The following is a 24,319-nucleotide window of genomic DNA, read 5'->3' on the forward strand; positions in this document are numbered from 1 at the left end:
CCATAACACCGGGGAAGACACTATGACCCACAGTCATGAAGATGATGTGAAAATGCTGCTGTCTGCGTTTGAGCAACGTCTCGAACAACTTTTGCCTGCGGGAGAGCAGGAAGGGCAGGTCTATGCGGCCATGCGCGATGCCACGCTTGTCGCGGGCAAGCGCATGCGCCCTCTGTTGCTGCTGCTGGCGGCGCGGGATATGGGCTACAAAACAGAGCCGACGGGCATTCTCGATCTGGCCTGCGCCATTGAGATGGTCCATGTCGCCTCCCTGATCCTGGATGACATGCCCTGCATGGACAACGCTACGCTCCGCCGCGGGCGGCCTACGGTTCACTACCAGTATGGCGAACACGTGGCGATTCTGGCGGCGGTGGCGCTGCTCAGTCACGCTTTTTGCGTCATCTCCCGCACGCCTTCGCTGAACCACGAGGCAAAAGCGCGGGCGATTGCTGAGCTCTCTGCGTCCGTGGGGCATATGGGGCTGGTGCAGGGACAATTTCGCGATCTCAATGAGGCTCGCCAGAACCGAAACACCGATGAGATCCTCCTGACCAATGAGCTGAAAACCAGCAGCCTGTTTAACGCCACCCTGCAACTGGCGGCGATTGCGGCCGACGCGCCACCTCCGGTCAGCGAACGGTTGCGCTTTTTTGCCCGCGATCTCGGCCAGGCCTTCCAGCTGATTGATGACCTGACCGATGGCTCCAGTGCCAACGGCAAAGATCCGCATCAGGATAAAGACAAATCGACGCTGGTTGCCGTGCTCGGGGCAGAGAGTGTCTTCCTGCGGCTGCGCGAGCACGTGCGCAGCGCCGATCAGCATATTGCTACCGCCTGTCATCCGGGAAATACCGCCCGCTACTATGTTCACATCTGGTTTGAAAAACAGCTGACGCTTATCAGCCAGAGCCTGTCATTATCCCTGTCGGAGTGTCAATGAGCAGCCTGTCGCAACGTAAAAGCGATCATCTCGATATCGTCCTTAACAGCACGCCCGGCGTAAAAAAGTGTACCAGCGGCTTTGAAAAATGGCGCTTCGGGCATTGCGCACTGCCCGAACTGCATCTTGATGAGATTGACCTCTCGACCCCGCTGTTTGGCCGAACCCTGAACGCGCCGCTGCTGATAAGCTCCATGACCGGCGGCACCCGCCGGGCGAGCCAGATTAACCAACACCTTGCCACCGCCGCCCAGACGCTGGGGCTGGCGATGGGGGTGGGCTCCCAGCGCGTGGCGCTAGAGAGTGACGCCAGGTATGGCCTGACGCGCGAACTGCGAGCCGTTGCCCCGGACATTGTGCTGATGGCCAACCTCGGCGCGGCGCAAATCGCGGGACCACAGGGGCTGGATTATGCCAAACGGGCCGTCGAGACCCTTGCGGCGGATGCGCTCATCATCCACCTTAACCCGCTGCAGGAGGCGCTGCAGCATGGCGGGGATCGCAACTGGTGCGGCGTCATCGATGCCATCCATCGCACCGTCGAGGCGCTGCATGTGCCGGTGGTGGTCAAAGAGGTGGGCAGCGGGATTTCGGTACCGGTGGCCCGCAAGCTGGTCGCGGCAGGTGTGGCGATGCTGGATGTCGCCGGTGCCGGGGGCACCAGCTGGGCGGCGGTTGAGGGCGAACGCGCCGTTAATGCCCACGACCGGGCGGTGGCGATGGCCTTTGCCGACTGGGGGATCCCGACCGCAACGGCGCTCCAGGATCTGCATCAGGCGCTGCCCGATATGCCGCTGGTGGCCTCGGGCGGGATCGCCAACGGCATTGAGGTGGCAAAAGCGATCCGCTTAGGCGCAAGCCTGGTGGGGCAGGCGGCCGGCGTGCTGCAAAGCGCGTTAACCTCCAGCGAGGCGGTTATCGACCATTTTCAGGTGATTATCGACCAGCTGCGCGTCGCCTGCTTCTGCACCGGCAGTGCAAACCTGGCCCAGCTGCGTCAGGCCACGCTGGTGGCGCAAACGTAATGGCGCCAGCATGGGACATCATCTTAGCGGGCGGCGGACTGGCCAACGGGCTGATCGCCTTACGCCTGCGACAGCTACAGCCGGCGCTGCGCGTACTGCTTCTTGAGGCCGACAGTAAGCCTGGCGGGAATCACACCTGGTCTTTTCACGAGGGCGACATTACTCCGGAACAGCATCGCTGGGTTGCCCCGCTGGTGGCTCACCGCTGGCAGGGGTATGACGTCCGCTTTCCGGACCTGAACCGCACCCTTCCCGGGGACTATCTCAGCATCACCTCCGAACGTTTTGCCGAGGTGCTGGCCGCGACCTGCGGCGACAATCTGCATACCCGTGTCGCAGTTTCCGCACTCACCCCGACGTCGGTAACGCTTGCTGATGGCACCACGCTCCAGGCCCGGGCGGTCATTGATGGTCGGGGCTACATAGCGGACAGGCATCTTACTACCGGCAGCCAGTCTTTCCTCGGCCAGCAGTGGCGTCTGAGCGAGCCCCATGGCCTGACCCGGCCCATCCTGATGGATGCCACGGTCAATCAGCAGGGCGGGTATCGCTTTGTCTACACGCTGCCGCTTTCCGCCACCGAACTCTTGATCGAAGATACTCACTACGTTGACGCCGCCCGACTGGATGCTGGCGTTGCGCGGCAAAACATCGCCGATTATGCCCGCGAGCAGGGCTGGGGGCTGGCGCATCTTGAGCGCGAAGAGCAGGGCGACCTCCCCATTATGCTGGCGGGCGAGTTCCCGGCCTTCTGGCAGGGGCGAGACAAACAGCCCTGCAGCGGCCTGCGCGCCGGGCTGTTTCATGCCACCACCGGCTATTCCCTGCCCCACGCGGTGGCGCTGGCCGAGGCCATTGCCGCAAGCGCGGATAGCAGCGCAGCCGCGCTTTTTTCCGTTATCCATCGCTACGCCCTGCGCCAGTGGCGCGAGCAGCGCTTTTTCCGCTCCCTCAACCGCATGCTCTTCCTGGCGGGGGATGCCGATAAGCGCTGGCAGGTGATGCAGCGGTTTTACTCTCTTAACGAAGGGCTGATTGCCCGCTTTTACGCCGGAAACATTACCCTGGCCGATAAAGCGCGGATCCTGGCAGGCAAGCCCCCGGTACCCGTCGGCGAAGCGATGCTCGCCATACTGAAACTCACTCCCCGGATGCGAGCGTTTCACCATGAATAAAACAGTGATTATTGGCGCCGGTTTTGGCGGATTAGCGCTGGCCATTCGGCTGCAGGCGCAGGGCATCAACACGCTTCTGCTGGAGCAGCGGGATAAGCCCGGCGGACGCGCTTATGTTTATCACGACGAGGGATTCACCTTCGACGCCGGGCCGACGGTGATAACCGATCCCAGCGCCATTGAAGAGCTCTTTACCCTGGCTGGTAAACGCATGGCCGATTATGTCGAGCTGCTGCCGGTGACCCCGTTCTATCGCCTCTGCTGGGAGACGGGAGAAGTCTTTGATTACGACAACGTGCAGACCCGGCTGGAAGAGCAGATAAGACGATTTAACCCGCGCGATGTAGAGGGTTACCGCAAGTTTCACGCTTATTCGCGGGAGGTGTTTAACGAGGGCTATCTCAAGCTTGGCACGGTGCCGTTCCTCTCTTTTCGCGACATGCTTCGCGCCGGGCCGCAGCTTACCCGCCTTCAGGCCTGGCGCAGCGTCTACAGCATGGTCTCCCGCTTTATCGAGAACGAACAGCTGCGCCAGGCGTTCTCGTTTCATTCCCTGCTGGTGGGGGGCAATCCCTTCGCCACCTCGTCCATTTACACCCTGATCCACGCCCTTGAGCGGGAGTGGGGCGTCTGGTTTGCCCGGGGCGGCACCGGGGCGCTGGTGCAGGGGCTGGTGAAGCTCTACCAGGATCTGGGCGGCGAGCTACAGCTGAATGCGGAGGTGACCCGGCTACAGGCCGACGGCGATCGTATCAGCGCCGTCACGCTCAAGGATGGCCGGACGATCCCGGTCGCGGCGGTGGCTTCCAATGCCGACGTGGTGCATACCTATGAAAAGCTGCTGGGACATCATCCCACAGGGGCGGCGCGCGCGGCCTCGCTTAAGCGAAAACGGATGAGTAACTCCCTGTTTGTGCTCTATTTTGGCCTCAATAAGCAGCACGATCTGGCCCACCACACCGTCTGTTTCGGGCCGCGTTATAAAGCGCTTATCGACGAGATATTTAATAAAAACGCCCTGGCGGAGGATTTTTCCCTCTACCTGCATGCCCCCTGCGTCACCGACCCCTCCCTGGCCCCGCCGGGCTGCGGCAGCTACTACGTGTTAGCGCCCGTGCCGCATCTGGGAACGGCGGATCTCGACTGGGACGTTGAAGGGCCGCGCCTGCGCGACAGGATTTTTGCCTATCTCGAAGCCCACTACATGCCAGGGCTGCGCAGCCAGCTGGTGACTCACCGCATGTTTACCCCGTTTGATTTTCGCGACCAACTTGGGGCGCATCTGGGCTCCGCCTTTTCGGTGGAACCGATCCTGCGCCAGAGCGCCTGGTTCCGGCCGCACAATCGCGACAGCCGCATCCCCAACCTCTACCTGGTTGGGGCGGGTACCCACCCAGGCGCCGGTATTCCCGGGGTGATCGGCTCGGCCAAAGCAACGGCAGGACTGATGCTGGAGGCGCTTTCCCGATGAACACAACCCTGATGGATCACGCCACCGACACCATCGCCGTGGGGTCAAAAAGTTTTGCCACCGCCGCGAAGCTGTTCGATCCTGCTACCCGGCGTAGCGTGCTGATGCTTTACGCCTGGTGCCGCTATTGCGACGACGTGATCGACGGGCAGGAGCTGGGGTTTAACGTCACTCCCGTGGAGATCGCCCCGGCCGAGCAACGCCTTGAGATGCTCAAACGTCAGACCCTGCGCGCCTGGGAGGGGGGCGAAATGCATGAACCCGCCTTTGCCGCTTTTCAGGAGGTGGCGCTGGGGCACAACATCCCGCTCCAGCTGGCTTACGATCATCTGGATGGCTTTGCCATGGATGTGCGCGAGACCCATTACGAGACCTTCGATGACACCCTGCAATACTGCTATCGCGTGGCGGGGGTGGTGGGGCTGATGATGGCGAGGGTGATGGGTGTCCGCGATGAAGCGGTGCTCGATCGCGCCTGCGATTTAGGCCTGGCGTTTCAGCTCACCAATATCGCCCGGGATATTGTCGAGGATGCCCGGGTTGGTCGCTGCTATCTGCCGGCCCGGTGGCTGGCGGAGGCGGACATCGACCCGGCGGCAATGACCTCACCCCAGATGCGCCAACCTCTCGCGGGCATTGCCCAGAGGCTGGTGGCCGAAGCCGAGCCTTACTATGCCTCTGCCCGGCAAGGTCTGCCCGGGCTACCGCTGCGATCCGCGTGGGCAATCGCCTCGGCGCACGGGGTGTACCGTGAAATTGGCGTGAAGGTGAGCGCGGCGGGTGCCCGCGCCTGGGATAATCGGCAGGGCACCAGCTCGGTGGAAAAATCGGGATTACTGCTAAAAGGCGCCTTGCTGGCGCTTACTTCTCGTTTTGCGACGCCGTCGCCGCGTCCGGCTCAACTCTGGCAGCGCCCTCGCTAGCCGCGCGACGCGCCTTGCGCTGGCGTAACGTCGCCTGCAATTTTTCTACCGGCGGGGCATAGAGAAAACCAAAGGAGACGCAGTCCTCTTTGCCCCGCACCGCATGGTGCAGACGGTGCGCCAGATACAGACGCTTGAGATAACCCTTGCGCGGGATATAGCGAAACGGCCAGCGCTGATGCACCAGCCCATCATGCACCATAAAGTAGAGCGCGCCGTAGGCCGTCATCCCGGCGCCAACCCACTGCAGCGGCCACAGGCCCCACGTTCCTAGTGCAATCAGCACAATCGCCAGCACGGCGAATACCACGGCGTAAAGGTCGTTCACCTCAAACCAGCTGGTGCGTGGCTCGTGGTGCGATTCATGCCATCCCCATCCCCAGCCGTGCATGATGTACTTGTGGGAAAGAGCGGCGACGAGTTCCATGGCGGCAACGGTTAAAAGCACGATCACTGTGTTGTACAACGCGAGCATTGGGGCTCCTTGGGCTCGGGGGGATTGTGGTCTCAGGTATTAAGCGTAACAGGTAATTGGGAGAAGGGGGGAGAAGTATGCGAACCGGTTTTTATGATAATAAAATCGATGACCGCTTGTAACATCCCATGGCAAAAGAATGTGATAAAGACATTTAAGCTAAATAAATAACCTGGAGTCAGCGTTATGCAGTCCTGATGATCCAGGTTGTTGCCATTATTTATAGGCTGTCGCTAAAGAATATTATGATAATTAAGATAACCGTACCATACTGCAATTGCAGCACCATAAATAACAGTGACAATCCATCCTTTGTTTAATTTTGGTGACGTAAAGTGAAAAGTCTTTTCTTTTCTTATCGCAACATAAGTCGTTAAGCAATAACCCAGGACGGCTAAAAGTATGAACAGTGAAAGAAATATTTTGACGATATTATCTATTGTCAAATCTTGAGGGTTATCATAAAACAATATGCCAAAGTTGATAAAGGTCAAAAGCGTTAAACCGGTCAATGCACCTGCTATCCAGATAAGGACATCGGAAGTGAAACGTCTGAACGTGTGATAGAATTTTTTAACATTCTGACATTTTGGGGAAGAGATGCTCTCACGGTGTTTTGTATATAAAGCAATGAGTACCATAATTGTGCTTACCGGAAAAACAAAATTCAGAGCAGGCATAGTTGATGCATATGCCTTCATTAAATAATCTGCTGCAGAATAATTATTGCTTCTCCAGTTAATAATTAGCGTTATTAAAGGAAATAGCGTCCAGATAGAAGCCCGATACAAGAGATCGCGGTATATTGTTACTTTAAGAAGCTCGTCGAACCAATTGCTTTCAACTTTCATTCGTATTCCTCAGTTTGCGCATATAGTGAAAGGTGAGATGAGGTTATCGGCAAAAATCAGTAAAATATGAGTTTTATTTTACCGCGTAAATTGATGGCTATTAATTGAAACAAAAATGTGCTTAGTAAATTTGCTATTGTTTATGTAGAGCATTACGCGACCGTCGGGGTGACCAGGTTTGAGAATGTACATTTTCCTTCCCGCACCCTGCGCAGAACTTACATAAGTGTGTAAAGTCTGGTGTCATTGGTCAATGAATAAAGATGGCTCAAAACAGCCTTGAAATCTTCGTCTTATTCTGCTGTGGTATCCAGCCCTAAAAGTGCACGGACCACTCCCTAAAAACCTTGCAATTTATTTGGTTATGGCGTCCGCGTTGCTGAACCGCATCATGACGGCACCGTGCACTGGCACCTGCTGTGCTTCATGCGAAAAAAAGACCGTCGCCCGCTCACTGCGCTGCTGCGCAAATTTGCCATTCGTGAAGAACGCGCTGAACGCGGCAACAACAACGGTCCGCGCTTCAAATCTGAACTCATCAACCCTCGCAAAGGCACGGCACGCCAACCTGCTACATCGCCAAATATAACAGCAAGAACATCGACGGGCGCGGGCTGGCGAAAGAGATCAGCAAGGAAACTGGCAAATCGCTGCGTGACAGCGCCGAGCACGTTAGCGCCTAGGTATCCCTGCACCGCGCTCTGCAGTTTCGCTTCTACGGTATTCCAGGACGTAAGGCTTATCGCGAGCTGCGTTTGCTGGCCGAATAGGCCGCGAGAGTACAGGGCGATAAAAAAAGCCGGTGCGCCAGTGTTGGAAAATGCACGGCTGGATGCCGTGCTGGCTGCCGCAGACGGGGACTGCTTTGCCGCCTATATCATGAAGCAGGGCGGCGTCCTGGTTCCCCGTAAATTGCGCTCCCTCTTCCCTAAAACAGCTATCCGAATCCGCAAAGGCAGCGCCAATGGCATCGAACTTAGCGGTGTAAAACAGGCTGAAGATAAGGAACGTGTAATGGAAATTCTGCAGCAGGTCTGGGAAGACGACAGCTGGTTACACTGAACGTTGCCCCCGAAAGAATTCATTCTGATGGGGGAAGGTTGAACAATGAGTGAAACGAGGCGTTAACTATGGGAAAGAAAGACGACAATTACCAGATCGATTATCGCGGGGAACGTCTTGAGAGGTATCACCCGGGAGGATGGGTATTTTTTCAGCGGCCTGAAGAGTGCGGCGGCGGTTACTGGTTAGGCCGCACCTATGATGATCTTTTCTGGCTCGAACTCGAATTCCCATTTTCGCTGCATGATGGCGTGGTTTATCTCCTTCATTACGAGAAAGTTGAGGCCCGAAGCACCAAGTTTGATGATAACTTTTCGTTGTTCTGACCGAAACGTGCAAGTGCATGACTATGCCGCATGAGATCGCATGATTGTTTGAGGATCGTTTTGACGCAGGCCTGCCAGTTCTGGTGGGCTTTTGCTTATGTCATGCACCTGAATGAAAACCACTCCATAAAGCGGGCAAGCGTGGCGGGGATACGAGCGCGCGCAACGGTGAATTATTGTGTGGTAACCTCTATTGTTATAATATGTTAGCGAAATTTTCAACTGACTGATAAAGCAGGTAAATGAATAATGGCAATAAAAAAACTTAGTTATCAGTGTCTAGAAACAGTTTTTGGTGATATTCCTGCATTTACTTTCTCAATGAAGGTAAAAGAACTTATTCCGATGTATTATGTTGCTGTACGAGGGCGAGATAATGAGGAGGGGGCTGTTCAGCGTGTACTTAATAGCAGAAGAATAACAAGTATTAAAAAATATGTTCTTGATGGTAATATATTCTTTAGTTCATTCATTTTGAATTGGACTAATTCTGATAAAAAGATAAAAGTTAAAGACGGTATTATTTCTTTTGATTTTATTCCTGCATCTATTCAGGTTATTGATGGTCAGCATCGATTAGCTGGTTTAGAAGAAGCTATGCAGGAAGACTCCAAAGTTGGAGAGATGGATATATTAGTTACCTTGTGTGAATCATTAACTACACAACAAGCAGCAAAGATTTTCTTAAATATTAACACAGAACAAAAACCAGTTCCTAAGAGTTTAATTTACGATCTTTTTGGTGAGCTCGAAGATGATGAAACTCATGCGATAAATCGTATAACTGATATTGCGCGTGAGTTAAATGATTTAGAGATTTCTCCATTTTATAAGCTAATAAAATTCCCTGGCTCACCTCGTGGTGTCGGTAGTATTGAGCTATCCACCATTGTTCAATCTTTAAAAGAACACGTTAAGCCAGCGGGAACATTTGCGAAATATAATGTCAGGACCTATGATAATCAACGCAATTTGATTATAAATTTCTTCAATGGTATCAAATATTATTACGATAAAGAAAATATTTGGAATAGCAAAGCTAAAAATCCATTTGTAAAAGCCGCTGGCTTTGCAGGTGCTATTGATTTCTTAACTGAAAAACTACTTTCACAATGCGTTGAAAGGAAATCATTTACTGTTGATACAATTAAATCAGTTATCTCGTTAGAGAAATCGACACTTATTACATGGGATGAATTAAAGAATCATGATGGTAAAACAGCAAGAAAAAGAGTAAAAGAATTGCTGGAGGAGAACGTACTATCATCACTACCTTCTCAGGATGAATATGAATTTTAAAAGATATCTTTGCCAGGTATTTATTGAAGCTGAAGTGGGATGCTCGGATCCCACTCAGTTACATCAATATAAAGATAGAATTGATTCGATCCAGTTATCTGCTAGTAAATTGTCAGATTTGAGCGATGCTATTAGGGATGATTCGATAAATGTTTTTTACAAGGCATCGGTAAGTTTTCTGGAAGCATTATTCAGCCTTAGAAGGGGGCATTCATCGTGGGCAATAATCAAACTATATTATTCCATTTTTTATTCTTTAAGAGCTTTTTTGCTACTTGAGGGATATGCTATTTTTAAAAATGGAAAAGGAGAGATCTATTATTTGGAGTGTATGGAAAATGCTGTGCCTATGCGTATTTCCACTAATAGAGTAAAAGGCGATCACAAAACAACTATTAAGGCATTTGCTGAATTATGTAGAACTCACAAGCTCCATACAAACACAATTAATTCAATTAGCGTTTTTGAGTGGGCAGTCCAGTGTAGAGAACTTGTAAATTATAGGAGTTCGTCTTTCATTGAACCTGATTACGGCTATGAAGCTGTGCCAGAGGATTTGAGGGATATAAATCGTCTGGAAGGGTTGTTAGTGAGTTATATAAACGATACTTACTATACCTATTGTTTTATTGAAGAGCATAGTTTATTAGCCACTGCATCAGTATTAATAAATGAGTTGGTTGATACCTTTAGGAAGGGGGGAGTTGAATTGTTAACTTATGAAAGACACGTTGTTTTAAAAGCTATTATCAAAAAGTCAGGTCTCATGAATATGTCATTGTTACAGGAATTGTTACTTAATGATGCTGACATTTTGGTTATGGAAGAATAGTTGTGCTATGGCACTTCAAGTGCCATAGTTTCATCCTTGATTAAGTACTTGGTTAATATAGAGTATAAGATTCAAAACAAATTACTTCCTCCCCTACCCATTCGTTAAGTTCCTTTAATCGTTTTTGCAGCGGAACTAATTCATTGCGGACAAAAACGCTACTGGCCTTTTCAACATCGCTAAATCCACCAACATTATTGGGCATGATCCCCATCATCTGCGGCGGTACGCGGTGTGCGGCCATCATGTCATCACGGCTCACATTCTTGATATTCAGTAATTCATCCTTCGCCGCCATCTAAGACAGCGGGATGATCTGAATACCGTCCTTTTTACCCTTGGGCGAGTACATAAACAGGTTGCTGAAGTTGTCAGATCCTTTGGCGCTTTTCATGGCCTGACGGATGTTTTTCACGTCCTCCTGATTCTGCGCCGCATCAGTCATGTACATGATAAATCCCGCGTGGCTGTCGTTGATGTAATACTTCCGGCGGAACAAGGTGGCGGACTCGTTCAGCAGGGCGGAGGGGATGGCGGACAGGTATTCCGGTAGGCCGTAAATCTCCTGGTTTAAGTCCGGTTCCATCAGGTGAAAGATAGTGCCTCTTGTGAACTCATACGGCTGCGTAGTCATGCCGTACTGCACAAACCATTAGTATCCAGATCCACGCCGCGGCGGGTATATTTTGCCAGCGATGGCTCCAGCGACAGAATACCGCCAAGGCGGTTGGTGCGCTTCTCCAGGTAGGCGTTACCAAACACCAGATAGTCCTGCACAAAGCGGCTGAAAGCCTGCTGGCTCAACAGCGGGTGCGGGATAAAGGTGCTGGTCAGAATGTTGCGTTTCACTGCAATCGGTGAGCTGTGATGCACGGCGGTGCGGTAGGTACGCGCCAGCCCGTCAAAACTCACTGGCGGTTCATACCAGCGGTCCATTTGCACGTACTCCACATAATCCAGCAATTCCCGGCGGTCCAGCACCGGGATCGTGTCGCAAAAGCTGAGAGCTTCTGCAGATGCGCCGCTGCTGCGCTGAACTGCAGCGCGGTTTTTCTTGCTCTTGCCCATCAAAAAATCTCCACAATATTGCTGGTATTGGCGGCTTCGCCCTGCAGCGGTTCGTTAAACAGTGCGTGCATCGTTGCCCAGGCCAGATCGGCATGGCTGGCTTCTTCGCTGCGGCTGGCTTCGTAGGTGGGGCGGTTCCCGCTGGCATTAGTGACGCGGCGGAATGCCATAAAGGACTGCGCAATGTCAGTGTGTCCGGCGTCAAACTCCAGACGACGGTGGCCGATAATGTCGTATGCCTTGAGCACCAGGGCGTTTTTCACGTTCGGGTTGTAGACGAACTCGCGCACGGCAGGAAAGAACGCCTTCACGTTCTCATACACGCCGTGGCCGACGCCGGTCGAGTCAATGCCGATATAGGTCACGTTGTACTGCTGCTTCAGCTTTTTGATCGCGTCAGCCTGGGCGCGGAAGTCCATCCCGCGCCACTGGTGCCGCTCAAGAATGCGGAACTTGCCGCCCGGCACCGTGGGCGGTGCCATGACCAAGCACCCGGCGCTGTCGCCGTTCTGCGTACCTTTCGCCGGGTCATAGCCGATCCAGACTTCGCGCCAGCCAAACGGGCGCAGCGCCAGCGCCTGAAAATCGGACCAGACTTCCCAGCTGTCCACCATGCACGCCTGCAGCTCGCTCAGCGGGAATACTGACGCCAGATCGTCAATAAACTCGCACATCAGCAGGTTCTGGTATTCGTCCGGGCTGTACTCCATGCGCAGCTGGTCGAGATCGAACTGGTTGCAGCCACCGCGCACCGCATCTTCCACGGTGACGATCTGGCGATACTGACCGTCCGGGCAGCGCAGGCCCGGGGCCAGATTGCTGTGGGTCAGGCAATATCCACCTTGTCCGCTTTGTTGCGGCCCCGGTTGAACAGTGCACCGGACCAAAACGGATAGGCGCTGTGAGTCAGGCTGGATGGTGTGGAAAAGTAGGACTGCCGCCATTTTTTGTGAATGGCCATCCCGGAGGCCACTTTGCGCAGCTCTTGGAATTTCGGTATCCAAAAATATTATCTAGTTACAGATTGCAGTGGTAGTTCTGCGCTGTGCGAACGTTGGTGGTGGATTGGTTGGCGGCGTTGCTACGAATCTCGCTCCTGCTTCACACGGCCGTATGATGGAGCAATTGGCGCAAGAGATATGCCGCACTCAGCAACACAATATCAGGCTGTAGCTTGATTCCGATGGTAGCGGTTAGGAGTTGCATCGGGCCACGACCGGCAACAAGAAAGGCCGTATTTAGCGCCAGATGTTTGCGAAGGAGCCGGAATTCAATAGCTTAAGTGATTTATTTGTAAAATTATAAATTCAAGACAACAAAAAACCCATCAACCTTGAACCAAAACGGCGGGGTTGATGGGCTCCACAAATTGGGGACATCAAAGATAAGCAGTGGCAATAGTTATGACTGACGTCTGGCAGAAAAGTTCTGCGCATAGCGAAAATTTTTTCGTCATTGCGCAAAAATTTTTTATCCCAGACCCGGCCAGATGATGATGATTAGCGTCCCCGCGAGGGTTAACAATACGTTAGCGATGGCATAGGTGCCCGCGTAGCCCAGCGCCGGAATGTTGCTGCGCGCGGTATCGCTGATGATTTCCATCGCAGGCGCACAGGTTCGCGCCCCCATCATGGCGCCAAACAACATGGCGCGGTTCATACGCAGCACGTAGGCGCCGAACAGGAAACAGATCACCACCGGCACCAGGCTCACGATTAACCCGGCCACCAGCATCTGCCAGCCTACCGCGCCTAGGCTGTGGCCAATGCCGCTGCCTGCGCTTAAGCCGACGCCCGCCATAAACACCATCAGGCCAAACTCTTTCACCATGTTCAGCGCCCCCTGGGGGATATAGCCGAAGGTAGGGTGGTTGGCGCGCAGGAAGCCGAGCATGATCCCGGCGAACAGCAGGCCGGCAGCGTTGCCGATGCCAAAGCTGAAATTGCTGAACTGGAAGGTGATCATCCCGATCATCAGGCCGACGATAAAGAAGGCGCAGAAGGCGAGCAGGTCGGTCACCTGGCTGTGAATGGAGATAAAGCCGATGCGGTCGGCAACGGTCTTCACGCGGCGCGTGTCGCCGCTCACCTGCAACACGTCGCCTTTGTTCAGCACGATGTTGTCATCGATAGGCATCTCAATCTGGCTGCGGATCACCCGGTTGAGGAAGCAGCCGTGGTCGGTCAGTTTAAGCTGACCCAGACGGCGGCCCACTGCGTTGTGGTTTTTCACCACGATCTCTTCGGTGACGATGCGCATGTCCAGCAGGTCGCGGTCGAAGACCTCTTTGCCGTTACGGAAGCTCGGGTCGAGACGGGCGTGGGCATCTGGGTAGCCGACCAGGGCGATATCGTCACCCATCTGCAACACCGCGTCGCCGTCCGGGTTCGCCAGAATGCCGTTACGGCGGATGCGTTCGATATAGCAGCCGGTCTGGCGATAAATGCCCAGCTCGCGCAGGTTTTTACCGTCTGCCCAGGCCACCAGCTCCGGGCCGACACGGTAGGCGCGGATCACCGGGAGGTAGACTTTGCGTTTGCTGTCCGTATCCAGACCGCGTTCGCGGGCGATTTGCTGGGCGCTGGTCTGCAGATCCTGATGCTGTAACTTCGGCAGATAGCGAGCCCCCACGATCAGGCTCACCAGACCAATCAGATAGGTCAGGGCATAGCCAAGGCTGAGGTGATCTAACGCCATAGAGAGCTGGGCGTTATCCAGCCCCAGATGGCGCAGCGTATCCCCCGCGCCAACCAGCACCGGCGTGGAGGTCATCGAACCGGCCAGCATGCCCGCCGTCAGGCCGATATCCCAGCCAAACAGTTTGCCTAAGCCTAACGCAATCAGCAGGGCGCTGCCGACCATCACCAGCGCCAGCATCAGGTAATTTTTGCCGTCGCGGAAGAAAATAGAAAAAAAGTTAGGTCCGGCTTCAACACCGACGCAAAAAATAAACAGCATAAAGCCCAGATTAAGGGCATCCGTGTTAATACTGAAATGCTGCTGGCCTAATAATAACGAGACGACTAAAACGCCAATAGAATTACCAAGTTGGATTGATCCCAGGCGTAATTTACCCAGGCACAGGCCCAGCGCCAGTACTACAAATAATAGCAGGATGTAATTCCCGTTTAACAATTCTGCGACGTTTATGTTCACGAAGGATAACTTCTTGTTTACCAGTAAGTGGTTGAAGGGACAGGTGATTTAGGCTACTGTTTTCCCGGTGTTGAGGAGCGCTGCGGCTCCCGGCCGCACACTATAATATATATCGAATAATAATACCAAACTATTACTTTATTTATAACAGACAGCAACATCTGCTCGTGATTGCGTAACGACGCGCCGTTCAGGCATGGAATGCCATATAAACCATCTGATTGTGCGTCCAGTGGACGAAAAATGAATTTGCCCGCGCTGTAGGGGGACGATTTGAATATTAAACGTAACTGGTTTGGGGTGGCTTGCTGTTTTTTACTTTTCACCGGCGTGTGCATCTGCCTGACGTTCAACGTAAGGGGGGCATTTATTGCCGCCGGGCGTCCTGAGCTGGGATTATTGTTCTTCACCTTGCCCGGTGCTGCCGCCAGTTTTGTCTCCCGCGGAGGAGAGGTCATCCGGCCGCTGCTCGGCGCAATACTCGCCGCGCCCCTCTGTCTGGTGGTGATGCGTCTGGTCTTTATCCCTTCACGCACGATTGTGCAGGAGATGGCCTGGCTGTTAAGTGGGGTCTTCTGGTGTGCGTTGGGGGCGCTGTTCTTTCTGTTCGTGCGCCGGGCGCTGGAGAACCGCCGGGCAAGAATAAAAACGCCCTCAGAGTGAGGGCGAGAAAGGCTTACTGGGCAGCAAACAGCCCGAGGTGCGCTTTGGCATAGGCTTCAAAATCGGTAAAGCCGCCGATGTGGTTCTGATCGAGGAAGATCTGCGGTACGGTTTCAACCGGCTTACCGACGGTTTTTTCCAGATCGGCTTTGGTGATGCCTTCGGCATGAATGTCCACGTAGCGGTAGTTAAAATCATCACGCTCGGCGGTCAGTTTTTCTGCCAGATCTTTAGCGCGCACACAGTAAGGGCAGCCTGGACGTCCAAAAATTACTGCAAACATGTTCTCTCTCCTGAAACGAAGCCTGACGGCGAATGACGCTATATTGCCGATAACTATCGGTAATGAAAAGCAGGTTCTGCCTGTTACATTGATACCTCCAGGCTATGTTTCGCCAATTACAGCCGCCTTTTCTTTGCCTATACTGGCGATATTGTCATTAACGCCCGTACAGAGAGACCGCATGACGCCCGTAATTGATCTGCTTCGTTCCCACCGTTCCATTCGCCATTTTACCGATCAACCCATCAGCGATGCCCAGCGTGAGGCCATTCTTGCCGGCGCGCAGGGAACCTCCAGCTCCAGCTTCCTGCAGTGCAGTTCCATCATCCGCATTACCGATCCCGCGATGCGTGAACAGCTGGTGACCCTCACCGGCGGGCAGAAGCACGTAGCCGAGGCGGCGGAGTTCTGGGTCTTCTGCGCTGATTTCAACCGCCATCTGCAAATCTGCCCCGAAGCACAGCTGGGACTCGCCGAGCAGCTCCTGTTGGGCGTGGTGGATACCGCAATGCTGGCGCAGAACGCCATGACCGCGGCGGAGTCGCTGGGGCTGGGCGGGGTTTACATTGGCGGTATCCGCAACAGCATTGAGGCGGTGACCGAGCTGCTGCAGCTGCCGAAGCATGTCCTGCCGCTGTTTGGCCTCTGCCTGGGCTGGCCTGCGGATAACCCGGACGTCAAGCCGCGCCTGCCTGCGGCGATGGTGATGCATGAAAACCACTATCAGCCGGTCGATAAAGCAGTGCTGGCACAGTACGACGAAGAGCTGGCGAACTACTACCTCAGCCGCGCGACCAATAACCGCCGCGACACCTGGAGTGACCATATCCGGCGCACCATCATCAAAGAAAATCGTCCGTTTATTCTCGACTATTTGCACAAACAGGGCTGGGCGACGCGATAAGTCCATTCATCCTGCGCCTGCCTGCGTGTATGATACGCAGGCTTTTACCAGATCATGTCTGAGAGGTGCAGGGTGAAAATTGCCATATTGTCCCGGGATGGAACGCTCTGGTCGTGTAAACGCCTGCGTGAAGCGGCGCAGCAGCGCGGCCATCTGGTGGAAATCCTCGATCCGCTGTCCTGCTATATGAATATCAGCCCGGCGGCATCTTCTATTCACTATAAAGGGCGCCAGCTGCCGCATTTTGACGCGGTTATTCCGCGCATTGGCTCGGCTATCACCTTTTATGGCACCGCCGCGCTGCGCCAGTTTGAGCTGCTCGGCAGTTATCCGCTGAATGAATCCGTGGCGATCACCCGGGCGCGTGACAAACTACGCTCCCTGCAACTGCTGGCCCGCCAGGGAATCGACCTGCCGATCACCGGTATTGCCCATTTGCCCGACGACACCCACGATCTGATCGAGATGGTCGGCGGCGCGCCATTGGTGGTGAAACTGGTTGAAGGCACCCAGGGCATTGGCGTGGTGCTGGCCGAAACCCGCCAGGCGGCAGAGAGCGTGGTGGATGCGTTTCGCGGCCTGAACGCGCACATTCTGGTGCAGGAGTACATTAAAGAGGCGAAAGGGCGCGATATTCGCTGCCTGGTGGTGGGCGATGAAGTGGTTGCGTCCATCGAGCGTCAGGCGAAAGAGGGCGATTTTCGCTCTAACCTGCATCGGGGCGGCGTAGCCCGGGTAGTGGAGATCACCCCAAGCGAGCGGGAGATGGCCCTGCTGGCCGCCAGAACGCTGGGGCTGGACGTTGCCGGGGTCGATATCTTACGCGCCGACAGAGGGCCGCTGGTGATGGAAGTCAACGCCTCGCCAGGGCTGGAAGGCATTGAGAAAACCACCGGGATTGATATCGCCGGGAAGATGATCGGCTGGATTGAACGCCATGCCACGCCGGAGTTTTGCCTGAAAACGGGCGGATAACTGGCCTGCCGCACAGTGTGGCCTGGACCAGGCACTATTTTTTTGAAGGGGTTCCACCGTTATGGATTCACTTGTAGTACCGACACTTGATACGTTACGCCACTGGCTGGACAACATGGGCGTCAGCTTTTTTGAATGCGACACCTGCCAGGCGCTGCACCTGCCGCACATGCAAAACTTTGACGGCGTGTTCGATGCCAAGCTCGATCTGATCAATGACGTCATTCTTTTCTCCGCGCTGGCAGAGGTCAAACCCTCGGCGCTGCTGGCCTTAGCATCGGATTTGTCCGCCATCAATGCCAGTTCTTTGACGGTAAAAGCATTTCTCGATATACAGGATGATAATCTGCCAAAGCTGGTGGTTTGCCAGTCTTTATCCGCGTCCGTTGGGCTGACCTTCCCGCAGTTCGCGGCCTTTATCCAGCAGAGCGAAGAGCAGATCTCTATGGTGATGCTGGAAGCCAGCGCCCATCATCTGCTCTACAACGCCGAAGAGGGCGCTGAGCAGCCTGAATCTGCGGGCAATTTTCTGCACTAAACCTGTCTGACATTTAGGCAGTCGCTGTTGTGGCGGCTGCATAACACCCGTTTTTCTGCTGACTTTAACCTTTCTTTAAAGAATTATTCACCGCCATCCCGCCAATTCGGCTTATCACATAGATACTTCTTGCATAAAAAATTGTTAAAAGGCGTTTTTTAATCTGAGCTATAGCTACGGAGACAAGCTACAGTTTATTCTTGCGATGCTGTTAAACGCGAGCAGATACAGCCACCTGAGTAACATCTTCTGCTACAGGCGGAGTGATAAATTATGCACGTTTCTTGCATAGGCTAAGAGTGTTCATTTTTAGTGCGTTTGTTAACGTGCTTTCAGAAGGATTAACGCTATGATCGCTTTAAATAAAAAATGGTTATCGGGTCTGGTTGCGGGCGCGCTGATGGCGGTCTCTGCAGGCTCGCTGGCGGCAGAGCAAAAAACGCTGCATATCTACAACTGGTCTGATTATATCGCTCCGGATACGGTGGCGAATTTTGAAAAAGAGACCGGGATTAAAGTCGTCTATGACGTCTTCGATTCTAACGAAGTGCTGGAAGGCAAACTGATGGCGGGCAGCACCGGCTTTGACCTGGTGGTACCCTCAGCCAGCTTCCTGGAACGTCAGCTCTCCGCCGGCGTCTTCCAGCCGCTGGATAAAAGCAAACTACCGGACTGGAAAAACCTTGACCCTGAGCTGCTGAAGCTTATCGCCAAACACGATCCGGACAACAAATACGCCATGCCGTACATGTGGGCTACCACCGGCATTGGCTATAACGTCGAGAAAGTGAAGCAGGTGCTGGGTGCCGATGCGCCGGTAAACAGCTGGGATCTGGTGCTGAAGCCAGAGAACCTCGAGAAGCTGAAAAGCTGCGGCGTGTCGTTCCTTGATGCGCCTGAAGAGATTTTTGCCACCGTCCTGAACTATCTCGGCAAAGATCCCAACAGCACCAAAGCGGATGACTATACCGGTCCGGCCACCGACCTGCTGCTGAAGCTGCGTCCAAATATCCGTTACTTCCACTCCTCCCAGTACATCAACGATCTGGCAAACGGCGATATCTGCGTAGCCATCGGCTGGGCAGGGGACGTGTGGCAGGCGGCGAACCGCGCGAAAGAGGCGAAAAACGGCGTGAATATCGCCTATTCGATCCCGAAAGAGGGGGCAATGGCCTTCTTTGACGTCTTCGCGATGCCAGCCGATGCAAAAAACAAAGAGGAAGCCTATCAGTTCCTGAACTATCTGCTGCGCCCGGAAGTGATCGCCCACATCTCTGACCACGTCTTCTATGCCAACGGTAACAAAGAGGCCACGAAGCTTGTCAGCGCTGAAGTGCGTGATAACCCGGGGATCTACCCGCCAGAAGACGTGCGCGCCAAGATGTTTACCCTGAGCGTGCAGGAGCCGAAAATTGACCGCGTCCGTACCCGGGCGTGGACGAAAGTGAAAAGCGGTAAATAACCGTTCGTCGTAGGCCGGGCAAGCGTACCGCCCCCGGCAACAGGCGCACCGTTCTGGTGCGTATGCACCATTTTGATTGATGCCGGAGAGCACCCCGTGAACGACGCGATCCCCCGCCCGCAGGCGAAAACCCGTAAAGCGCTGACCCCGCTGCTGGAAATCCGTAACCTGACCAAATCTTTTGATGGTCAGAATGCCGTGGATGATGTCAGCCTGACTATCTACAAAGGTGAAATTTTTGCTCTGCTTGGCGCATCTGGCTGCGGGAAATCGACCTTGCTGCGCATGCTCGCCGGGTTTGAACAGCCCAGCGCCGGGCAGATTATGCTGGATGGCGTCGACCTCTCCCGGGTGCCGCCCTATCAGCGCCCGATCAATATGATGTTCCAGTCTTATGCCCTCTTTCCGCACATGACCGTGGAGCAGAACATCGCCTTTGGCCTGAAGCAGGACAAACTGCCAAAAGCGGAAATCACCGCCCGCGTGGCCGAAATGCTGAGCCTGGTGCATATGCAGGAGTTTGCGAAGCGCAAGCCGCACCAGCTCTCCGGCGGCCAGCGTCAGCGCGTGGCCCTGGCCCGTAGCCTGGCGAAGCGGCCAAAGCTGCTGCTGCTCGATGAGCCGATGGGGGCGCTGGATAAAAAGCTGCGCGACCGTATGCAGCTGGAAGTGGTGGATATTCTTGAGCGCGTGGGCGTGACCTGCGTGATGGTCACCCACGACCAGGAAGAGGCGATGACCATGGCCGGGCGTATCGCCATCATGAACCGCGGCAAGTTCGTGCAGATCGGCGAGCCGGAAGAGATTTACGAGCACCCGACCACCCGCTACAGCGCCGAATTTATCGGCTCCATGAACGTATTTGAAGGGCTGCTGAAAAGCCGTGAAGAGGACGGGCTGGTGATTGACTCACCGGGGCTGATCCATCCCCTGAAAGTGGCGGCGGACAACTCGGTAGTGGATAACGTGCCGGTCTACGTGGCCCTGCGCCCGGAAAAAATCACCCTCTGCGAAGAGGCGCCCGCGGATGGCTACAACTTTGCCGTGGGGGAAGTGGTGCATATCGCCTACCTCGGCGATCTCTCCATCTACCATGTCCGCCTGAAGAGCGGGCAGATGATCAGTGCGCAATTGCAGAACACCTTCCGCTACCGCAAGGGGTTGCCAACCTGGGGTGACGAAGTGCGTCTGTGCTGGGAAGCCGATAGCTGTGTTGTGCTGACGGTATAAGGAAGGGCGATGAACAAACCTGAACCTGCGACCCGCGTAGCGGCGGGCATTGATACCAGCTGGCTGACCCGTATGCAGATGGCCCACGGGCGTAAGCTGGTGATTGCGCTGCCCTATCTGTGGCTGATCCTGCTGTTTCTGCTGCCGTTCCTGATTGTGTTCAAAATCAGCCTGGCGGAGATGGCGCGGGCGATACCACCCTACAGCGATCTGCTGGAGTGGGGGGACAGTCAGCTGTCGATCATGCTTAACCTGGGCAACTTCCTGCAGCTGACCGAGGATCCACTCTATTTTGAGGCCTATCTGCAGTCGTTGCAGGTCGCGGCTATCTCGACGATCTGCTGTCTGCTGCTGGCCTATCCGCTGGCATGGGCGGTGGCGCACAGCAAGCCCTCAACGCGTAATATTCTTCTGCTGCTGGTGATTTTACCCTCGTGGACCTCGTTTCTGATCCGCGTTTATGCCTGGATGGGGATCCTGAAAAACAACGGCGTGCTGAATAACGTTCTGCTCTGGCTCGGGGTTATCGACCAGCCGCTGACCATTCTGCACACCAATCTGGCGGTCTATATCGGCATTGTCTACGCCTATCTGCCGTTTATGGTGCTGCCTATCTACACCGCCCTGACGCGCATCGACTACTCGCTGGTGGAGGCGGCGCTGGATCTCGGTGCCCGTCCGATGAAAACCTTCTTCAGCGTGATAGTGCCGCTGACCAAAGGTGGGATTATCGCCGGGTCGATGCTGGTGTTTATCCCGGCGGTGGGAGAGTTTGTGATCCCGGAACTGCTCGGCGGCCCGGACAGCATCATGATTGGCCGCGTGCTCTGGCAGGAGTTCTTTAATAACCGCGACTGGCCGGTGGCCTCGGCGGTGGCGATCGTGATGTTGCTGCTGTTGATCGTGCCGATCATGTGGTTCCACAAGTACCAGCAGAAACAGATGGGAGATCACGGATGAACAATTTACCGGTAGTGCGCTCTCCGTGGCGGATCCTGATCCTGGTCCTCGGCTTTACCTTCCTGTACGCGCCGATGCTGATGCTGGTGATCTATTCCTTCAATAGCTCCAAGCTGGTGACGGTGTGGGCGGGCTGGTCAACGCGCTGGTACGGCGAGCTGTTCCGCGACGAGGCGATGATGAGCGCCGTGGGCCTAAGCCTGACCATTGCCGCCTGCGCGGCGACGATGGCGGCCATTCTGGGCACGATTGCCGCGGTGGTGATGGTGCGCTTTGGTCGTTTTCGCGGGGCCAACGGCTTCGCCTTTATGATCACTGCCCCGCTGGTGATGCCCGATGTTATCACCGGCCTGTCGCTGCTGCTGCTGTTTGTCGCCATGGGGCATGCCATCGGCTGGCCATCGGATCGCGGCATGCTCACCATCTGGCTGGCCCACGTCACCTTCTGTACCGCCTATGTGGCGGTGGTCATCTCCTCGCGCCTGCGCGAGCTGGACCACTCCATTGAAGAGGCGGCGATGGATCTCGGGGCGACGCCGCTGAAGGTTTTCTTCATCATCACCCTGCCGATGATCATGCCGGCGGTGATCTCCGGCTGGCTGCTGGCCTTTACCCTGTCGCTGGACGACCTGGTGATCGCCAGCTTTGTCTCCGGGCCGGGGGCCACCACGCTGCCGATGCTGGTCTTCTCCAGCGTGCGCATGGGGGTCAACCCGGAGATCAACGCCCTGGCGACGCTGATTCTCGGCGTGGTTGGCATCATCGGGCTGATTGCCTGGTATCTGATGGCGCGGTCTGAAAAACAGCGTCAGCGCGATATCCAACGTGCAAGACGCGGCTGAAGCTCCTAAAATCTGCAAAGAAGCGAAATTAAGATGCCGCGTTATCGCGGCATCGTTTCATGGAAGACATCACGTTGGGATTTTTCACGAAAACAAGCCGTTCGCATGCCCGTCTGAACGTCCCTGCTCTGGTGCAGGTGGCGGCGCTCGCCATTATCATGATCCGCTGCCTCGATGTGTTTATGATTTTCAATACGCTGGGGATGCGCGGGCTGAGCGAATTTGTTCACCGCAGCGTACAGACCTGGAGCCTGACGCTGGTCTTTTTCGCCAGCCTGATGCTGGTCTTTATCGAAATTTACTGCGCCTTTTCGCTGGTGAAAGGGCGTAACTGGGCGCGGATTATCTACCTGCTGACTCAGATCACCGCCACCGGCTATCTGTGGTCCGCCTCGCTGGGCTACGGCTATCCCGAGCTGTTCAGCATCCCTGGCGAGTCAAAGCGCGAGATTTTCCACACTCTGGTGATGCAAAAACTGCCCGACATCCTGGTGCTCGGCCTGCTGTTTGTGCCTGCGGCCAGCCGACGGTTTTTCCGTCTGCAATAACGTGTATAATCGCTGCCCCCAGACGTATTAAGGTTTCGTTATGCAGTGCGCACTCTATGATGCCGGTCGCTGTCGCTCCTGTCAGTGGATAGCGCAGCCGGTCTCTTCACAACTTTCCGCCAAAATGACCGATTTGCAGACGCTGCTCTCTGGCCTGCCGGTGGCGGAGTGGTGCGCGCCGGTCAGCGGGCCGGAACAGGCGTTTCGCAATAAAGCCAAAATGGTGGTCAGCGGCAGCGTCGAAAAACCGCTGCTCGGCATGCTGCACCGCGACGGCACCCCTGTCGATCTGACCGACTGCCCGCTCTATCCGGCCTCGTTCGCGCCGGTCTTTGCCGCCCTGAAACCCTTTATTGCCCGCGCGGGCCTGACGCCCTACAACGTGGAACGCAAGCGCGGCGAGTTAAAGTACATTCTGCTCACCGAAAGCCAGCTTGATGGCGGGATGATGCTGCGCTTTGTGCTGCGCTCTGAGGCCAAGCTGCCCCAGCTGCGCGCGGCGCTGCCGTGGCTACAGGAACAGCTGCCGCAGCTGAAGGTGATTACCGCCAATATTCAGCCGGTGCATATGGCGATCATGGAAGGGGAAGAGGAGATCTTCCTCACCGACGCCCAGGCGCTGGCAGAGCGTTTTAACGACGTGCCGCTGTGGATCCGCCCTAAGAGCTTCTTCCAGACCAACCCGACCGTGGCAAGCGAGCTGTACGCCACCGCACGCGACTGGGTGCGCGGGCTACCGGTTAACCATATGTGGGATCTCTTCTGCGGCGTCGGTGGCTTTGGCCTGCACTGCGCCACCCCGCAGATGCAGCTGACCGGGATTGAGATCTCCGCCGAGGCGATCGCCTGTGCCACCCAGTCCGCCGCGGAACTGGGGCTGACGAATCTGCACTTCCAGGCGCTCGATTCGACGCAGTTCGCCACCGGCCAGGGCAACGTGCCGGAGCTGGTGCTGGTAAACCCGCCGCGTCGCGGGATCGGTAAGGCGCTGTGCGACTACCTGAGCCAGATGGCGCCAGAGTTTATTATCTACTCCAGCTGCAATGCGCAGACGATGGCGAAAGACATGCGCGACCTGCCCGGTTACCGGATTGCGCGGGTGCAGCTGTTCGATATGTTCCCGCACACTGCACACTATGAAGTGCTGACGCTATTAGTTAAATCCTGAGACCTTGCCCGGCGGCGCTACGCTTGCACGGGCTTACGGTTTCCCAGGCCGGGTAAGGCGTAGCCGCCACCCGACGACAATCTTAAACAAAATGTGAACGTTTCCCTCCCCGGAAATCAGGTAAGCTTTAGCAGTTAAGA

General features: G+C 55.2%; 23 protein-coding genes and 3 pseudogenes. 20 read left to right on the forward strand and 6 right to left on the reverse strand.

All coding sequences use genetic code 11. The features are described from left to right. The first annotated feature begins 22 nt into the window (after window positions 1–22). The 5 genes from WFM46_RS01905 to crtB are packed head-to-tail and all read left to right on the forward strand — an operon-like array spanning window position 23 to window position 5,537. Entirely contained in the window at window positions 23–943 is a 921-nt protein-coding gene (locus tag WFM46_RS01905; protein ID WP_336997003.1) for a polyprenyl synthetase family protein, read from the forward strand. Continuing rightward, window positions 940–1,968 (forward strand): type 2 isopentenyl-diphosphate Delta-isomerase, encoded by a 1,029-nt coding sequence (gene fni, locus WFM46_RS01910; RefSeq protein ID WP_156654175.1) that lies wholly within the window; start codon window positions 940–942, stop codon window positions 1,966–1,968. The genes WFM46_RS01905 and fni overlap by 4 nt, the downstream gene beginning before the upstream one ends. After that, on the forward strand, window positions 1,968–3,143 hold the full coding sequence (gene crtY, locus WFM46_RS01915; RefSeq protein ID WP_336996964.1) for a lycopene beta-cyclase CrtY: 1,176 nt from the start codon (window positions 1,968–1,970) through the stop codon (window positions 3,141–3,143). The genes fni and crtY overlap by 1 nt, the downstream gene beginning before the upstream one ends. After that, on the forward strand, window positions 3,136–4,614 hold the full coding sequence (locus WFM46_RS01920) for a phytoene desaturase (RefSeq protein WP_301563667.1): 1,479 nt from the start codon (window positions 3,136–3,138) through the stop codon (window positions 4,612–4,614). The genes crtY and WFM46_RS01920 overlap by 8 nt, the downstream gene beginning before the upstream one ends. After that, on the forward strand, window positions 4,611–5,537 hold the full coding sequence (gene crtB, locus WFM46_RS01925; protein WP_336996965.1) for a 15-cis-phytoene synthase CrtB: 927 nt from the start codon (window positions 4,611–4,613) through the stop codon (window positions 5,535–5,537). Before WFM46_RS01920 ends, crtB begins: the two co-directional genes overlap by 4 nt. On the opposite strand, the gene WFM46_RS01930 is transcribed toward crtB, so the two are convergent. Continuing rightward, window positions 5,476–6,012: a sterol desaturase family protein gene (locus tag WFM46_RS01930; protein WP_336996966.1), complete on the reverse strand. Its 537-nt coding sequence runs from the start codon at window positions 6,010–6,012 to the stop codon at window positions 5,476–5,478. The genes crtB and WFM46_RS01930 overlap by 62 nt on opposite strands. A gap of 233 nt (window positions 6,013–6,245) precedes the next feature. Then, window positions 6,246–6,863 carry a hypothetical protein gene (locus tag WFM46_RS01935; protein ID WP_336996967.1) on the reverse strand — a complete coding sequence of 206 codons (618 nt, stop codon included), beginning with the start codon at window positions 6,861–6,863 and terminating at the stop codon, window positions 6,246–6,248. Between the two features lie 363 nt (window positions 6,864–7,226). Here WFM46_RS01935 and WFM46_RS01940 point away from each other — a divergent pair. The 5 genes and pseudogenes from WFM46_RS01940 to WFM46_RS01955 all read left to right on the forward strand — a co-directional run. Beyond that, window positions 7,227–7,775, forward strand: a pseudogene (locus WFM46_RS01940) (replication endonuclease); the annotation flags it as partial. Beyond that, window positions 7,776–7,925 carry a DinI-like family protein gene (locus tag WFM46_RS23795; RefSeq protein WP_442913438.1) on the forward strand — a complete coding sequence of 50 codons (150 nt, stop codon included), beginning with the start codon at window positions 7,776–7,778 and terminating at the stop codon, window positions 7,923–7,925. A gap of 68 nt (window positions 7,926–7,993) precedes the next feature. Beyond that, window positions 7,994–8,251 carry a hypothetical protein gene (locus WFM46_RS01945; RefSeq protein WP_336996968.1) on the forward strand — a complete coding sequence of 86 codons (258 nt, stop codon included), beginning with the start codon at window positions 7,994–7,996 and terminating at the stop codon, window positions 8,249–8,251. A gap of 249 nt (window positions 8,252–8,500) precedes the next feature. Further along, the gene (locus tag WFM46_RS01950; protein WP_336996969.1) at window positions 8,501–9,550 is read left to right on the forward strand and encodes a DGQHR domain-containing protein; all 1,050 of its coding nucleotides are present in this window, start codon (window positions 8,501–8,503) and stop codon (window positions 9,548–9,550) included. Then, window positions 9,540–10,382 (forward strand): hypothetical protein, encoded by an 843-nt coding sequence (locus tag WFM46_RS01955; RefSeq protein ID WP_336996970.1) that lies wholly within the window; start codon window positions 9,540–9,542, stop codon window positions 10,380–10,382. Before WFM46_RS01950 ends, WFM46_RS01955 begins: the two co-directional genes overlap by 11 nt. Window positions 10,383–10,434: 52 nt before the next feature. Here WFM46_RS01955 and WFM46_RS01960 read toward each other — a convergent pair. The 3 genes and pseudogenes from WFM46_RS01960 to WFM46_RS01975 all read right to left on the reverse strand — a co-directional run bounded on the left by WFM46_RS01960 (window position 10,435) and on the right by WFM46_RS01975 (window position 14,606). After that, a pseudogene (locus tag WFM46_RS01960) lies at window positions 10,435–11,450 on the reverse strand (phage portal protein). Then, window positions 11,450–12,509 (reverse strand): annotated as a pseudogene (locus tag WFM46_RS01965) (phage terminase large subunit family protein); the annotation flags it as partial. The pseudogenes WFM46_RS01965 and WFM46_RS01960, both read right to left, overlap by 1 nt. Before the next feature lie 411 nt (window positions 12,510–12,920). Next, window positions 12,921–14,606, reverse strand: coding sequence for an aspartate:alanine antiporter (locus WFM46_RS01975; protein WP_103178853.1), 1,686 nt, complete (start codon window positions 14,604–14,606; stop codon window positions 12,921–12,923). A 273-nt stretch (window positions 14,607–14,879) separates the two neighbouring features. Here WFM46_RS01975 and WFM46_RS01980 point away from each other — a divergent pair, with 273 nt between their 5' ends. Then, entirely contained in the window at window positions 14,880–15,269 is a 390-nt protein-coding gene (locus WFM46_RS01980; RefSeq protein ID WP_103178854.1) for an inner membrane protein YbjM, read from the forward strand. Window positions 15,270–15,282: 13 nt separating this feature from the next. On the opposite strand, the gene WFM46_RS01985 is transcribed toward WFM46_RS01980, so the two are convergent. Then, window positions 15,283–15,552, reverse strand: a complete 270-nt coding sequence (locus tag WFM46_RS01985; RefSeq protein ID WP_159339230.1) for a GrxA family glutaredoxin — start codon at window positions 15,550–15,552, stop codon at window positions 15,283–15,285. Between the two features lie 181 nt (window positions 15,553–15,733). Between WFM46_RS01985 and nfsA the strand changes: the two genes are divergently transcribed. The 9 genes from nfsA (at window position 15,734) to rlmC (ending at window position 24,179) form a co-directional block, all read left to right on the forward strand. Next, window positions 15,734–16,456: an oxygen-insensitive NADPH nitroreductase gene (nfsA, locus tag WFM46_RS01990; protein ID WP_103178856.1), complete on the forward strand. Its 723-nt coding sequence runs from the start codon at window positions 15,734–15,736 to the stop codon at window positions 16,454–16,456. A gap of 72 nt (window positions 16,457–16,528) precedes the next feature. After that, window positions 16,529–17,431: a 30S ribosomal protein S6--L-glutamate ligase gene (gene rimK, locus WFM46_RS01995; RefSeq protein WP_336996971.1), complete on the forward strand. Its 903-nt coding sequence runs from the start codon at window positions 16,529–16,531 to the stop codon at window positions 17,429–17,431. 61 nt (window positions 17,432–17,492) lie between these two features. Beyond that, a complete protein-coding gene (locus WFM46_RS02000) occupies window positions 17,493–17,969 on the forward strand; it encodes a YbjN domain-containing protein (protein WP_103178858.1) in 477 nt (158 codons plus the stop codon). Window positions 17,970–18,318: 349 nt separating this feature from the next. Next, the gene (potF, locus tag WFM46_RS02005; protein WP_336996972.1) at window positions 18,319–19,431 is read left to right on the forward strand and encodes a spermidine/putrescine ABC transporter substrate-binding protein PotF; all 1,113 of its coding nucleotides are present in this window, start codon (window positions 18,319–18,321) and stop codon (window positions 19,429–19,431) included. Window positions 19,432–19,527: 96 nt separating this feature from the next. Further along, window positions 19,528–20,661 carry a putrescine ABC transporter ATP-binding subunit PotG gene (gene potG / locus WFM46_RS02010; RefSeq protein ID WP_103178860.1) on the forward strand — a complete coding sequence of 378 codons (1,134 nt, stop codon included), beginning with the start codon at window positions 19,528–19,530 and terminating at the stop codon, window positions 20,659–20,661. 9 nt (window positions 20,662–20,670) lie between these two features. Continuing rightward, window positions 20,671–21,621, forward strand: a complete 951-nt coding sequence (gene potH / locus WFM46_RS02015; RefSeq protein ID WP_103178861.1) for a putrescine ABC transporter permease PotH — start codon at window positions 20,671–20,673, stop codon at window positions 21,619–21,621. Further along, window positions 21,618–22,463, forward strand: a complete 846-nt coding sequence (gene potI / locus WFM46_RS02020) for a putrescine ABC transporter permease PotI (protein WP_103178862.1) — start codon at window positions 21,618–21,620, stop codon at window positions 22,461–22,463. Before potH ends, potI begins: the two co-directional genes overlap by 4 nt. 59 nt (window positions 22,464–22,522) lie before the next feature. After that, window positions 22,523–23,011 (forward strand): YbjO family protein, encoded by a 489-nt coding sequence (locus WFM46_RS02025; RefSeq protein ID WP_103178863.1) that lies wholly within the window; start codon window positions 22,523–22,525, stop codon window positions 23,009–23,011. Window positions 23,012–23,051: 40 nt separating this feature from the next. Continuing rightward, entirely contained in the window at window positions 23,052–24,179 is a 1,128-nt protein-coding gene (gene rlmC, locus WFM46_RS02030) for a 23S rRNA (uracil(747)-C(5))-methyltransferase RlmC (RefSeq protein WP_336996973.1), read from the forward strand. Window positions 24,180–24,319: the final 140 nt, after the last annotated feature.

Origin of the sequence: Leclercia sp. M50, assembly GCF_037150775.1 — a bacterium.
In the GTDB taxonomy this organism is placed as follows: domain Bacteria; phylum Pseudomonadota; class Gammaproteobacteria; order Enterobacterales; family Enterobacteriaceae; genus Enterobacter.

What these genes read in the sequence shown, in the direction of transcription:
- WFM46_RS01955 (WP_336996970.1), top strand. Translation starts at nt 9,540, where the DNA reads ATGAATTTTAAAAGATATCTTTGCCAGGTATTTATTGAAGCTGAAGTG.
- potI (WP_103178862.1), top strand. Translation starts at nt 21,618, where the DNA reads ATGAACAATTTACCGGTAGTGCGCTCTCCGTGGCGGATCCTGATCCTG.
- WFM46_RS02000 (WP_103178858.1), top strand. Translation starts at nt 17,493, where the DNA reads ATGGATTCACTTGTAGTACCGACACTTGATACGTTACGCCACTGGCTG.
- WFM46_RS01985 (WP_159339230.1), bottom strand. Translation starts at nt 15,552, where the DNA reads ATGTTTGCAGTAATTTTTGGACGTCCAGGCTGCCCTTACTGTGTGCGC.
- crtY (WP_336996964.1), top strand. Translation starts at nt 1,968, where the DNA reads ATGGCGCCAGCATGGGACATCATCTTAGCGGGCGGCGGACTGGCCAAC.
- WFM46_RS01905 (WP_336997003.1), top strand. Translation starts at nt 23, where the DNA reads ATGACCCACAGTCATGAAGATGATGTGAAAATGCTGCTGTCTGCGTTT.
- potF (WP_336996972.1), top strand. Translation starts at nt 18,319, where the DNA reads ATGATCGCTTTAAATAAAAAATGGTTATCGGGTCTGGTTGCGGGCGCG.
- fni (WP_156654175.1), top strand. Translation starts at nt 940, where the DNA reads ATGAGCAGCCTGTCGCAACGTAAAAGCGATCATCTCGATATCGTCCTT.
- potH (WP_103178861.1), top strand. Translation starts at nt 20,671, where the DNA reads ATGAACAAACCTGAACCTGCGACCCGCGTAGCGGCGGGCATTGATACC.
- WFM46_RS01930 (WP_336996966.1), bottom strand. Translation starts at nt 6,012, where the DNA reads ATGCTCGCGTTGTACAACACAGTGATCGTGCTTTTAACCGTTGCCGCC.
- crtB (WP_336996965.1), top strand. Translation starts at nt 4,611, where the DNA reads ATGAACACAACCCTGATGGATCACGCCACCGACACCATCGCCGTGGGG.
- WFM46_RS01920 (WP_301563667.1), top strand. Translation starts at nt 3,136, where the DNA reads ATGAATAAAACAGTGATTATTGGCGCCGGTTTTGGCGGATTAGCGCTG.
- nfsA (WP_103178856.1), top strand. Translation starts at nt 15,734, where the DNA reads ATGACGCCCGTAATTGATCTGCTTCGTTCCCACCGTTCCATTCGCCAT.
- WFM46_RS01935 (WP_336996967.1), bottom strand. Translation starts at nt 6,863, where the DNA reads ATGAAAGTTGAAAGCAATTGGTTCGACGAGCTTCTTAAAGTAACAATA.
- rlmC (WP_336996973.1), top strand. Translation starts at nt 23,052, where the DNA reads ATGCAGTGCGCACTCTATGATGCCGGTCGCTGTCGCTCCTGTCAGTGG.
- WFM46_RS01950 (WP_336996969.1), top strand. Translation starts at nt 8,501, where the DNA reads ATGGCAATAAAAAAACTTAGTTATCAGTGTCTAGAAACAGTTTTTGGT.
- WFM46_RS02025 (WP_103178863.1), top strand. Translation starts at nt 22,523, where the DNA reads ATGGAAGACATCACGTTGGGATTTTTCACGAAAACAAGCCGTTCGCAT.
- WFM46_RS01945 (WP_336996968.1), top strand. Translation starts at nt 7,994, where the DNA reads ATGGGAAAGAAAGACGACAATTACCAGATCGATTATCGCGGGGAACGT.